At 67.1% G+C, this 11307-nt stretch carries 15 protein-coding genes; 5 read left to right on the top strand and 10 right to left on the bottom strand.

What is annotated here, in order from left to right:
• Nucleotides 1-78: 78 nt before the first annotated feature.
• The 4 genes from ABZ904_RS32490 to ABZ904_RS32475 all read right to left on the bottom strand — a co-directional run bounded on the left by ABZ904_RS32490 (nt 79) and on the right by ABZ904_RS32475 (nt 1537).
• Nucleotides 79-246, bottom strand: a complete 168-nt coding sequence (locus tag ABZ904_RS32490) for a hypothetical protein (protein WP_361827343.1) — start codon at nt 244-246, stop codon at nt 79-81.
• A gap of 120 nt (nt 247-366) precedes the next feature.
• Nucleotides 367-774, bottom strand: coding sequence for a hypothetical protein (locus ABZ904_RS32485; protein ID WP_361827340.1), 408 nt, complete (start codon nt 772-774; stop codon nt 367-369).
• On the bottom strand, nt 771-1220 hold the full coding sequence (locus ABZ904_RS32480; RefSeq protein ID WP_361827337.1) for a hypothetical protein: 450 nt from the start codon (nt 1218-1220) through the stop codon (nt 771-773). Before ABZ904_RS32480 ends, ABZ904_RS32485 begins: the two co-directional genes overlap by 4 nt.
• A 74-nt stretch (nt 1221-1294) precedes the next feature.
• The gene (locus ABZ904_RS32475; RefSeq protein ID WP_361827334.1) at nt 1295-1537 is read right to left on the bottom strand and encodes a hypothetical protein; all 243 of its coding nucleotides are present in this window, start codon (nt 1535-1537) and stop codon (nt 1295-1297) included.
• A 235-nt stretch (nt 1538-1772) separates the two neighbouring features.
• On the opposite strand from ABZ904_RS32475, the gene ABZ904_RS32470 reads away from it, so the two are divergent.
• Together ABZ904_RS32470 and ABZ904_RS32465 are read left to right on the top strand one after the other, a co-directional pair.
• A complete protein-coding gene (locus tag ABZ904_RS32470; RefSeq protein WP_361827331.1) occupies nt 1773-1916 on the top strand; it encodes a hypothetical protein in 144 nt (47 codons plus the stop codon).
• A gap of 154 nt (nt 1917-2070) precedes the next feature.
• Nucleotides 2071-3297, top strand: coding sequence for a hypothetical protein (locus ABZ904_RS32465; protein WP_361827328.1), 1227 nt, complete (start codon nt 2071-2073; stop codon nt 3295-3297).
• Nucleotides 3298-3431: 134 nt separating this feature from the next.
• Here the strand turns inward: ABZ904_RS32465 and ABZ904_RS32460 are convergent, their stop codons facing one another.
• The 3 genes from ABZ904_RS32460 to ABZ904_RS32450 all read right to left on the bottom strand — a co-directional run bounded on the left by ABZ904_RS32460 (nt 3432) and on the right by ABZ904_RS32450 (nt 5773).
• Nucleotides 3432-4079 (bottom strand): hypothetical protein, encoded by a 648-nt coding sequence (locus tag ABZ904_RS32460; protein WP_361827325.1) that lies wholly within the window; start codon nt 4077-4079, stop codon nt 3432-3434.
• 1321 nt (nt 4080-5400) lie between these two features.
• The gene (locus tag ABZ904_RS32455; RefSeq protein WP_361827322.1) at nt 5401-5589 is read right to left on the bottom strand and encodes a hypothetical protein; all 189 of its coding nucleotides are present in this window, start codon (nt 5587-5589) and stop codon (nt 5401-5403) included.
• The gene (locus ABZ904_RS32450; RefSeq protein WP_361827319.1) at nt 5576-5773 is read right to left on the bottom strand and encodes a hypothetical protein; all 198 of its coding nucleotides are present in this window, start codon (nt 5771-5773) and stop codon (nt 5576-5578) included. Before ABZ904_RS32450 ends, ABZ904_RS32455 begins: the two co-directional genes overlap by 14 nt.
• Nucleotides 5774-6014: 241 nt before the next feature.
• On the opposite strand from ABZ904_RS32450, the gene ABZ904_RS32445 reads away from it, so the two are divergent.
• From ABZ904_RS32445 to ABZ904_RS32435, 3 genes are read left to right on the top strand one after another with little or no spacing between them, the layout of a single operon-like run.
• On the top strand, nt 6015-6419 hold the full coding sequence (locus tag ABZ904_RS32445; RefSeq protein WP_361827316.1) for a GntR family transcriptional regulator: 405 nt from the start codon (nt 6015-6017) through the stop codon (nt 6417-6419).
• Nucleotides 6416-7330: an ABC transporter ATP-binding protein gene (locus ABZ904_RS32440; RefSeq protein WP_361827313.1), complete on the top strand. Its 915-nt coding sequence runs from the start codon at nt 6416-6418 to the stop codon at nt 7328-7330. Before ABZ904_RS32445 ends, ABZ904_RS32440 begins: the two co-directional genes overlap by 4 nt.
• Nucleotides 7331-7335: 5 nt before the next feature.
• Complete coding sequence (locus tag ABZ904_RS32435) at nt 7336-8352, top strand: ABC transporter permease subunit (RefSeq protein ID WP_361827310.1); 1017 nt, start codon at nt 7336-7338, stop codon at nt 8350-8352.
• A 26-nt stretch (nt 8353-8378) separates the two neighbouring features.
• Here ABZ904_RS32435 and ABZ904_RS32430 read toward each other — a convergent pair whose 3' ends face one another.
• From ABZ904_RS32430 to ABZ904_RS32420, 3 genes are all read right to left on the bottom strand, one after another.
• The gene (locus ABZ904_RS32430) at nt 8379-8933 is read right to left on the bottom strand and encodes an ATP-binding protein (RefSeq protein WP_361827307.1); all 555 of its coding nucleotides are present in this window, start codon (nt 8931-8933) and stop codon (nt 8379-8381) included.
• Between the two features lie 658 nt (nt 8934-9591).
• The gene (locus ABZ904_RS32425; RefSeq protein WP_361004572.1) at nt 9592-10992 is read right to left on the bottom strand and encodes an NAD(P)(+) transhydrogenase (Re/Si-specific) subunit beta; all 1401 of its coding nucleotides are present in this window, start codon (nt 10990-10992) and stop codon (nt 9592-9594) included.
• Nucleotides 10985-11305 carry an NAD(P) transhydrogenase subunit alpha gene (locus ABZ904_RS32420; protein WP_361004575.1) on the bottom strand — a complete coding sequence of 107 codons (321 nt, stop codon included), beginning with the start codon at nt 11303-11305 and terminating at the stop codon, nt 10985-10987. The genes ABZ904_RS32425 and ABZ904_RS32420 overlap by 8 nt, the downstream gene beginning before the upstream one ends.
• Nucleotides 11306-11307 lie beyond the last annotated feature (2 nt).

Raw genomic sequence — 11307 nt, 5'->3', positions numbered from 1 at the left:
CTTGCTCATGTTGCTCTTGCCACTCAACCTGGACTGCTTCCTCTGGGACCCAACCGTCCCAGTATCAGGCTGTCCAGCTCAGCGGGGGAACTTCAGAGAGACGTATTCCGAACCTCTGTCGCTGTGAAAGATCACGTCCTTGACGTCGCCGCCTCGGGTGGCGGCGGCCATGTGCAGGGAGGCCACGACGAGTTCGGCATCATGGTGGGCGCTCATCGCGTAGCCGAGCAGGCGGCCCATGCCCATCGGTGAGGGTGCGGACGATCTCGTCCATCGGCGCGGGGTTCTCGGTCGCGACATCCAGATCCTGGCTGGGGCGAGCGAGGAGTTCGTGGGCCTGGACGGCATGACCACTCAAAGATGGGATCAGCGGCGGGTGACACCGCGGCCGATGCGGGTGACGTTGGTCGCCGCTTCGAGCTCGATCTGAAGCCGTTGGTTGTGCATAGCGAGTTTGTGGATCTGTGCAGTGGCCAGCTTCAGGGCGGCGGCCAGGTCCCGGTTGGCCCGCCGCAGCTTTGCGTTGCGGGCGGCCAGCCGATCGACGGGGGCGGGCCGCGACGTGTTGGATCCGGGGGCGTCCCGACTGTGGGCTGACGCGATCTTTTGGACCGCGTCGGGGAAGTTCCTGCGGAAGGTGGTGTTGGACACGCCCAGGCGACGCGCCAGCTCCAGAACACTCGGCTGCCGCCCGCTTGTGTGGGAGGTGTCCAGGAGTTCCTCGAGGGCTTGGTCGACACGTGCCTGGCTTGGCAGTTCGGTCTTGCGGCTCATGGGCTCTTTGTAGGTCTGTGGGCCAGGAACTGAGTGATCTCGTCCTTGCGTCGACGCAGGCGGGTCTCCAGCAGCGGTGGAGGTGGCAGCGTGCTGCCGAGCCGGGTATCGATGGAGACGAGCTCGGCTTGCCACTCGGCTCGGTTGTCCGGAGACAGGGCGACGTTCCGGCAGGCCAGCGGCTGGCAGGCACCGTGCTCGGGGAGCCCCTCGGCGGAGCCTGAGCGGGCCTTCTCGCAGAGTGCTTTGGCCGGGTCGTGGACGCAGGTGGTGTACTTCCCCGGATAGACGGCTGGATCATGTCTGCGCATGATGCGCTTGAGGCGGTTCCGGTCGAGGACGACTTGGCCGGCGTAGTCGGCCCGCTGGCCAAGAGCATCCAGGCGGCGGACCGCCTCGAAGGCGGCCGGTCCGGTGAACTCGTGGTGTTCGTGGGAATCGATCATGGCGAGCAGGTGCTCGCCGCGGGCCAGGGCTTGTTCACTCTCGGCCTCCGCCCGGAATCCTGATTCGCTGGTGCCTAATGGCCTTCGAACATCTGGATGCTCTGGTGCCTGTATTGCAGGGCTCCGGCGATCGTGCCGCCCGGGCGGCGGGCGATGAACCAGGCCAGGGTTCGGCGGAACTGGCTGGTCATCAGCCTCCATGGGCGGCCATCAATGTCTGGGATCGCATCGGCTCTATGGTTCTCGGCGCAGTACTGGTTGACCCAGGTGATGAACGAGTTGAGGTTGGTGTTGGTGGTCGAGTTCGCCAGCACCAACCCGGCGCCGTTCCGAGAGCGACACCGCGCTCGCCTCACAGTGCAAGCTGAAGGTGTCTTCCTCTCCACCTTTGACGGCACCGTCTCGAATCTGCAGCTCGGGGCCCCTGACATGACCGTCGAGATCGTCGCTGAGCTCTCGATGATGCTATTTCAACATAGCTGGGCAACAGCTTGAGGTCCTGCTGCCAACCGAGGAAGGCCGCCTACTCAAGGCCGTGGCGGACACCCTCATATGCTCGGAGCCGAAGCTGTCCTCAAGCTCCGTACCTTCCTCGACAACGGCGACCTCAGCAACTATTGGACCTTTCACACCCGCCGCGAGCACGTGCGCCTCTACCCCATCCCCGGTCAGCGCAACTACGACCTCACCGCCTGATCAAGAACTTCCCTGAAGAAGAGCCGCACCCGTCTGCCGCAACCTTGCTCTCCCCTTGTCTGTCTTCCCTGTAGGCCCCGGTTCTGGAACAGCGCAGCTGGGTCCCACGGGCGAGACGGACAAGGACTGATGGGGAGGGATTGGTATGCGGCGTGTGAGCAGACGTGGCCTGTTACGGGCGCCTGTCGCGTGGGTAGGGGCGCTGCTGATCGGGGTGGTGGCCGTCGGGCCGGCGCAGGCGGCGGAGCAGACGCGGCCCGGTGCAAAGTCCACCGCGACACAGCCGGCCGACACGGCTGGTCCGGCCTTTGACCAGCTTCACCTGGAATTCGATCAACCCAAGTACGTCTACAACGCCGACGCGTCGGTCACCCAGCGCTACCGGCTGCACATCACCGACGCCGAGTCGGGGTTCGACCGGGGGAAGCTGGTCGTCAGGGGCTCGCACGGCGGGGTGGTGAGCGCGCGCTTCGCAGTGGTGCGCAACGCGGCGGGCGAACTGTGGTGTGGGACGGACTTCGTCTTCGACACGCAGGACCTCGAATGCCCCGTCGAGGTCACCATCCCAAAGGACGCGCCCGCCGGGACCTGGTCCGTCTCGCAGGTGAAACTGGTCGACGCCGCGGGCAACGTCAGCACCACGAGCGGGCTGAGTGCGGCTGCGATGCAGGTGACCCAGAACCGAGCACTGTCGGCGGCAGACTTTGCCATCAGCCCCGAGCAGTACAACAATTGGACCGGGTTCGCGACTTTGACGGTCACAATGAGGCCGCTGGGCGCCCAGAACGGGATTTCCTCCGTCACACTGCTCCTCGACAAGTGCAGCGGGTCGGTCACCGAGAACCCCACCATCGCAGCCGACGGGACGATCTCGGTGCTCGCCACCGTGGCGCCGATTGTCACCAAACAGTGCAAGGTCACCGGGATCGGCGTTATCGACGGCGCCGGCAACGCCGCGGCCTACGGCACAGCCTTCCGCGGCCCGGAACTGGACCTGGTCGCCACACAGATCCCGAACACCCAGGCCCCCGTCGTCAACTCTGCGTCACTTGCGGTTGTCTCTGTGCCGGCAAGCTCGCTGCCTCGCAACGACGGGCTCACCCTCGATGTGACGTCGTTCGCGGGTATCACCGGCTTCAGTCTCACCGTGTACGACGCGGACGGCATCTCGGTGGATGGTGCCTCCGGCGGTGTCGGCTCCGTTACCAGCGGGGAGCTCAAGCTGACCGTGCCACTGCACCAGGGCCTGGCCCCGGGCACGTACACGGTGGGCTTCACGCTGACCGACGCGAGCGGCCTGTTTTCGCAGTACGGCTACCCCAACGGTGGCGGCCTCCCGGTGCCCGGCGGGCCACTGCAGATCACCGTGACCGACGAGTGACCACACCCGCACGTGTGGCTCTGCTGGAGCGGGCGGATCGCTCAGGCTGTGAGGCCCTACCCTCGCCCGACCCACATAGTGGCCTGCAGGCAGGCTGGCTGCCGCCGCAGCGGCAGCGTGCCGCCAGACGGTTCTTACTCGGCCTGCTCCTCGCCCAGGACAGGTGCAGCCGTCTCCTCGTTCACGTGGGGGGCGGTGTAGTAGACGGAGCTGCCCTGCTTGGTGCGCTGGGCCTGGTTCTTGGCCACGAGTCCTTCGAGGGTGGTGCGTACGACGGTGGCCTTGATGCCGCGCTCGGGATGGGCCGTGTCGAGAGCGGTGGCGACTTCCGCCGCGGAGCGCGGGTCGCTCTGCTCGGTGAGGTGGCTGCGGATGAGTTCGACCAGCGTGGGCAGGACACCCCTTGAAGCTCCGGTCTTGCGCGCGGACTTCTTCGCAGCCGACTTCTTGGCTGCCATGCGGTCCTGTGGGTCGGCGGCCTTCTTCGCCGGCGTCCGCTTGCCGGCGCCGGGCTCCCCAGCGGTCTTCTTGTTGCGAGGAGCCGGCACGGTGGAGGCTTCCGGGGCGGCGGTCGGCTGCTCCGGCGCGGGCGATACGCCGAGCACCTGCTGCACGTTGACCAGCACGGAGTGGTCGTGCTGCAGGCCGGCCAGCTGCTCCTGCAGCGCAGCGATGTCCACGCTGATGCGCTCCTGCTCCTTGGCGTTGCGTTCGAGGTCGCTAATCACCTGGGCGGCGTACTGGGATGTCAGCTCGGTGGTGGCCGTTGTGCTCTCCGACATGGTGTTGACCTTTCTCGGTGTTCCTGGCTCGGTGTGCCAGGTCTTTGGCGCAGGCGTACAGCCACGCGCGTGTGCTCGGGCTTGTGTCTGAGGGCTGTGCCGGTCACTGCTGCAAATAGCCCTTCCACAGGGATAGTACGGGTGAGGGAAGTGTGTTGTTTCTCTGGAGTGATGTCTTTTGCTCGAGCTGAGCTTCAGGGTCGGCGCATGGGGGGCTGTCTGAGGTGTACTGCAGAGTGAGCCGCTGGGAGTTCGTGGGTCAGTTGCCATAGGACGTCATCGGCGTCCCGGTGGTGGTGCCAGGCGGTCAGGAGGCGGTTGGTCGTCAGCCGGTCGAGTAGTTCTGCGGTCTGATGGGGGAGTGGCTGCGCAGGTGGGCGAGGACGTTCATGTCGGCGTGGTGGTGGCCCAGGGCGGAGGTGTGTGTGCGGCCGGTACGAGGGCGGTCAGCCGCACCGCGGGTGGTGCGGTGTGCGGCAGGAGCAAGGGCACCGGCCGCAGCGCCCAGGCGGCGGCGTGGCGGCGCGCACTTCGACCGGGAGCCTGGTCAAGCACCGCCGCATCCAGCGGTCGCACCTGTACGGGCGCCGACTTGAGGTCGGGCAGTCGGAGCCAGTGGGCGTGGGCCGGTTCTTGCCACGGTTCTGGGCGCCCGTGCAGGAGCATGCCGCGCAGCAGGCCCGAAGGCAGTGGGACCTGCCCGCGGGGGTTGACCGCGTAGGGCGCATTGCAGGGCCCAGCAGCCGGGCGGCGGGCGAGGTGAACCGGGGGAGCGCGGTGGCCAGATGGGTGAGCATCTCCCGCACGCGCCGACGCTGATCGGATCCCGGTTGCGGCCTGCGGGGTGACGGAGTCGGCGGGCGGTCGGGAGGACGCGGCCGGGGGGGAACAGCGGTCCGGTATGACGATGGTGTGGCTGGTGGCCGCCGCGCAGGCATCGGCCAGGCGCCAGGTGTGGGCGCTGCGGTCGCGGGTGAGGGCGAGCAGGCCCGGCGTACGGGAGGGTTCTCTCCACCGACCTGATGGATGGCGAGGTGTTCCGTGAGGCCGGGTGGAGCTACCGGCTGACCGGTGACCGTGACGAGCGGGGGAGGTGGATCGATTCTGCCGATCAGAAATGGACCTTCCTGATCTACTTCACCGAAGCCGGCAGCGCACTGGTAGCCGGCGCTCGTTTCCCACGGTGGGTCGAGCGATCACCGCTTGAGGAATTCATTGCTACGTGCGCGCTGCCGCGTTGCTACTCCAAGGGCTCGAGGCAGTCCCCCTGGTACGGCGAAGGTCCCTGTGTGTGCGGCTCTGTTGCCGTCATCTTCTGTCGTCAGGATCCGCTGAGCGTGAGGCCCAGGACTCCGTTGATGGTCTCGGTGTCCGTCTCGTCTGTCCACGCCGTGGCGAGTTCAGCGGGCACCGGCGGCAGTCCTGGGTCGTCGATGGTCGCGAGGTCGAAGGGCGCGGGCTCTGCTCCGCGTTGGGCCGGTTCGGTCGGTGCCGGCTCACTGTGCAGCACCCCCTCGGGTTGTGAGCGAGATCCGGTGGATCGGTGCGGAGGACTTCGCGATGCCCGCGCCGGTGAGGTACCGCTCGACCGTCGCTGCGTACGGCAGCGACGGGGCGGACAGCGGCACTATCCGGGCGCGCGGCACCTGCAACAGGTCCCCGGGTTCCGGCGCGGCCGCCTGTTCGATCGTCACCCGTTTGCCCCTTCAGGCTTTGCCGGAGTGAATGCGTACACCTCGCCCCGCCGCTCGTGATCACGCTCGGTCGAACACGTCTGCGCACACCTTCGAGGCGCGGGGGTGTGGCGGCCGTGGTGCTGGGTCGGCGTGAGAGGTTGACACGAAGTCAGCAACCTGCTTTAACTCAATAACTATGGTTCTAGATAAATATGGTTCGCCGTCGCCGATCGAGTTCCGTCTCGATCCAGTCTCGGGGGTGCCCACCTACTTGCAGCTGGTCGAGCAGGTGGAGCAAGCGGTGCGGCTGGGGTATCTGCGGCATGGGGATCAGCTGCCGAGGGTCAAGGACGTCGTCGCCGGGTTGGCGATCAACCCCAACACGGTGCTGAAGGCCTACCGGGAGCTGGAACATCGGGGCTTGGTGGTCGGCCGGCGGGGAGTTGGGACGTTTGTCGAGGGCGCCGTGGAGCATGTGGGCCTGCGGGAGCAGGCAGCCCTGCACAAGAGTCTGCTGGCCTGGATGCGCACGGCGAACGAGGCCGGGCTGGACGAGAAGGGCATGAGTGCCCTGTTCACCGCGGCCCTGCACGATCTGCGGCAGAGCCGTGCAGGCCGCGCGGACGAGGAAGGCGGCAGCAGCCGGGCGGGGGTGGTCGCATGAACAGCGGCCTGGCGATCGAGACGGCCGGACTCGGCAAGCGCTACGGCCGCACGTGGGCGCTGCGGGACTGCTCGCTGGCCATTCCGGCCGGGCACGTGGTCGGCCTGGTCGGCGCGAACGGTGCGGGCAAGACCACACTGTTGAGCCTGGCGGTCGGCCTGACCAGGGCGACGACGGGGCAGGTGCGGGTGGCCTGCGGCAGGCCTGCGGGGTCGGCTGCCGCGCTGGAGGCAGTCGCCTTCGTGGCCCAGGAAGCGGCGCTCTACCGCAATCTGTCCGTGGCCGACATGCTGCGGATGGGGCGCTGCATGAACCGGCGCTGGGATGCCGGCCGTGCCCAGGACCGCCTGAAGGAGCTGGGCATTCCACTGGCGAAGAAGGTCGGCGCTTTGTCCGGTGGGCAGCGCTCACAGGTAGCGCTCACTCTTGCACTCGCCAAACGTCCGGAACTGATCATTTTGGATGAGCCGTTGGCCGCACTGGATCCGGTCGCGCGCCACGACTTCCTGTCGGCGCTGATGACGGCCGTGGCGGAGGACGGCATCTCGGTGGTGTTCTCTTCCCACATCGTCGCGGAGCTGGAGCGGGTGTGCGACTACGTGGTCGTCGTTCACGGCGGCCGAATCCAGGTCTGCGGCGAGGTCGAGGAACTGGAGGCGGGGCATCACGTCCTGACCGGTCCGGCCGAGCAGGCCGATGCCGTCGCGCAGCGCTTCCCGGTCATCCGCGACCGGCGCACTGCCGTCCAGGCGCACCTGCTCGTCCGGTCCCCTGCACCGTCGGCCGCACTACCGGGCTGGCAGCGGCACCCGGTCGGCCTGGAAGAGCTCGTGCTGGCCTACATGCGCGAACCGTCGGCCTCGGTGCTCCCCGGCCCGAGACCCCTCCGCGGCGAACAGGTGGTCCACTGATGGCGATGACTCATGCACCGTTCCTGGCCCGCGGCGGCTCGCTGCCCCGGCTCGGCCTTGCCTGGGTGACCTGGCGCCAGCACCGATTCGCCCTCTACGGCCTGCTGGGAATGCTGGCCTGCTTCGCCGCGCTGATGGTGGCGGGAGGCCTGCAGGCGCGTTCAACCTACGAACAGCTGGGGCTGGCCCAGTGCACGTCCTACTCCAGTGGCCGCTGCCAGCAGCTCGCCGACGACCTGTTCACCTCGTACGGGACGAAGTGGCCCTTCCTATTCCTGCTCCTGCTGCCGGCGGCATTCGGCGCCTTCCTCGGGGGGCCCTTGATCGCACGGGAGCTGGAGACGGGGACCTATCGGTTCGCCTGGACTCAAGGGGCTGGGCGTACCCGCTGGTTGCTGACCAAACTGACCCTCATCGCCGTGGTACTGGTCGCGGTGACGGCGGGATACGGCGCCTTGTACTCCTGGTACAACGCCCCGCTGGACCATGTCCTGCCTACTGGATTCGGTGACTATCTCAATTTTGAGCTAGAAGGGATCGTCTTCCCGGTCCAGACGCTGTTGGCGTTCGCGGCAGGGGTCTTCACCGGCCTGCTGATCCGCCGCACGATGGTTGCGGTGGGTACGGTCTTCCTCGGCTCGTTCGGACTGCTCATGGCGACCGTCTTCAAGCTTCGCCAGGACTACATGGCACCGTTGACCACCACCGACAAGCCCGGCCTACGGGACTGGGTGGTCGGCACGGGGTTCGCAGACCCTGCCGGCCACCTGCTCAGTGACTCCCAGAGCCGTAGCCTGTACATGAAGTACGTGGCGCAACTACCGTCCGGCGACGGGCCGACCTCGGTCCATACGGCCCCCTACAGGGACTGGCTCCAGGCCCGGCACTACGCCATCGTGACGAGTTACCACCCCGCTGGCCGCTTCTGGCCCTTCCAGCTCATCGAAGCCGGCTGGATGGGCCTGCTCACCTTGCTACTGGCCGTCGCCACAGTCTGGCTGGTCCGCCGCAGGATCGGCTGACCCGGCGTCAAACCGCTCGCAGCCGATCAGTAGCCGAAGAAGTGAAGGGCCGGTTCCCTGACCTGCGGTCGCGTAATCGCCCAACGCTGCGACCTGCGACTTAACTGTCGGCGGTTGTCAGCGTTGGTCGTCGTTGAGCACCACCGCACGGCCCCGGAGAGGGCCCGGGTCTCAACCGGACGGCGTAACCGAGGACCACACGCCGAACCACTGCTCGGCGCCGTACTCCTCGAACCGCTCGACGTTCCGGACGGTTCTTTGCAGATTCCGTTGGAGGTGGGCAGGGCCTTGATGACGTCGAGACCGCGGCCGGTTTCGGCCATGGCGCGTGTCGTGACGGTGGGATGCGTGTACCACGTCCCGAAATCCGTGACCATGATCAGAACTTGTGGTCCCTCGCCGGCGACCGTCAGGGTGACGCTGCCGGTCCCGCTGTGGAGCACGGCATTGGCGACCAGCTCATCGACGATGATGCGCACGTCGTCCACCAGCTCCGGCGTCCAGGTATGACGTCTATGACGTCGCGGTAGATGGGCGGCGAATGCGCGCGCCTCGCAGACCAGCCGCACCTCTGCGGCCATCACGAGTTGCGCGATCTCAGCGTGTTCATGGGTGTGCGGCCGGCCGTCACGCTCAGCCGCCCACTGCTGGGGTGAGCAGGAGCTGCTCGTACACGGGTCAAGCATGGCTTTCCTATGAAGTCGGACCTGCACGTCTTCGCCGCGGGTCGCCTCACCTAGTGGCTGGACCTGATGCAACAAAGCAGGCCTGGTATTCGATGCTCTACCGCCATACGACCTTCCGAAAGCCGGTACAAGGGGGTCAGTGGGTGGTGTGGTGAGCCGCTGGATCGGCGCCCGACTTCGATCGTGGGTTTGCTGCCTGACCGGGGCCGTGGCATGCAGGGGACCGTCACACTGCTCGAGTCGATCGCCCTGGGGCGAGCCAGAACAGAGGGCCGGTAGCCGACGAGCCCGCCCGGGCCGCCCGCTCACGGATCGGCGGGAGTGTTGCTGTCTTTGGCCTCTCCGGCTTATCGGCCAGGGTCTGGAACATCACGGACGGGTCATCAGAGGCCATTTCGGGGAGACGGCCGGGGCTTAGCCGTTCAGGCGCCGCTGAGGTCCTGCCGCTCGTCTCGGCCCGTGCCCGGTTCCGGCGTCCCTGTGGGTGCGGTGGCACCGCCCGAGGTGGTGGCTTCCAGCCGGATCCTCGGGCGGTGTTGTGTGCCCCGTCACGTCAGATCTTTTGGGTACTGACGCTCTCCAGTTCGCGGACGAGGTTGGAGGCGACGTCCTTGGCGTCTCCGAAGAGCATGAGGGTCTTGTCGAGGTAGTACAGCTCGTTGTCGACGCCGGCGAAGCCGGCACTCATTCCCCGTTTGATGACCATGACGGTGCGGGCCAAGGCCACGTCGAGGACGGGCATGCCGTAGATCGGGCTGTCCTCACGGGTGCGGGCGGCTGGGTTGGTGACGTCGTTGGCGCCGACGACCAGGGCGACGTCGGCCTGGGCGAAGTCGCTGTTGATGTCGTCCATGCCCAGGATGCGGTCGTAGGGGACGTCGGCCTCGGCGAGGAGGACGTTCATGTGCCCGGGCATGCGCCCGGCGACGGGGTGGATGGCGTATCGGACCCGTGCTCCGCCGCGCTCCAGGATCTCGGCGACTTCTTTGATGCGGTGCTGGGCTTGAGCGACGGCGAGACCGTAGCCGGGGACGACGATGACGTCCCTGGCCGCTTCCAGGATCATGGCGGCCTCGTCAGGGCCGGCGCTGCGCACGGGACGGTCCTGCGCGTCGCCTGTCGTGGCGGATGTGGTGGTGTCGGCCTGCCCGAACGCGCCGAACAGCACGTTGCGGAAGGACCGGTTCATGGCGCGGCTCATCATGATGGACAGCAGGAAGCCGGAGGCGCCGTCGAGTGCGCCGGCGATGATGAGGGCCTTGTTGTCGAGGACAAGCCCCATGGCCGCGCCGGAGAGTCCGGCGTAGGAGTTCAGCAGCGAGATGACGGTGGGCATGTCGGCTCCGCCGATGGGCACCACGAGCAGAATTCCGAACAGCACGGATGCGGCGATCAGAACGGGGAACCGTGCATCGGTCGATGGGGCGATCACTATCCAGAGGGCGGCGAGGGCTGCTGCGGAGAACAGGATCAGGTTCAAAAGCTGCTGGCCGGGAAAGACCGTCGGGCGACCCGGGAGGATTCCCTTCAGCTTGCCGAACGCCATCAGGCTGCCGGTGAAGGTCACGAATCCCAGCAGGACTTCACACATCAGCGCGGCCGCGATGAAGGTGCTCAGCGACGCGGCGTGCTCGTAGTACTCGGCGGTGCCGACGAGTCCGGCCGCCAGCGCGCCGAAGGCGTGGGAGAGGGCGATACGTTCGGGCATGGCAGTCATCGGCATGTACTTGGCCATGGCGCCGCCGATCAGGGAGCCGACCACGACGGCCAGCAGGATCCACCGGAAGTCGACGATTTCCTTCTGGATCAGCGTGCCGACGACGGCCGCCGCCATGCCGATCACCGTGAGCACCAGGCCCCGGCGGGCGCTTCGGGGGTGCGTGATACCGCGCAGTCCGAGGATGAAGAGGGTGCCGGAGGCGAGGTACAGCAGGGGGATGACGATGTCACGCATCGGCCTTGGCCTTTCGTGCGGCGTGGGCCGGCTTGCTGGGCCGGAACATGCGCAGCATGCGGTTGGTGATCAGGAAGCCGCCGACGACGTTGATGCTGGATGCGGTGACTGCGACGGTGCCGAGTGTGGTGATAAGCGGGCCGCGGTGGGAGCCGGCCAGCAGCAGGCTGCCGACCAGGGAGATGCCGGCGATGGCGTTGGTGAGGGCCATCAGCGGGGTGTGCAGGAGAGCGGGAACGCGCCGGATGACTTCCAGACCGACCACGGATCCCAGGACCAGGACATACAGACCGGTTTCAATAGCTGTGGGCATGA

Origin of the sequence: Streptomyces sp. NPDC046900 (assembly GCF_040644975.1) — a bacterium.
Lineage (GTDB): Bacteria > Actinomycetota > Actinomycetes > Streptomycetales > Streptomycetaceae > Streptomyces.
This window is presented reverse-complemented; position numbering and strand designations above follow the sequence as displayed.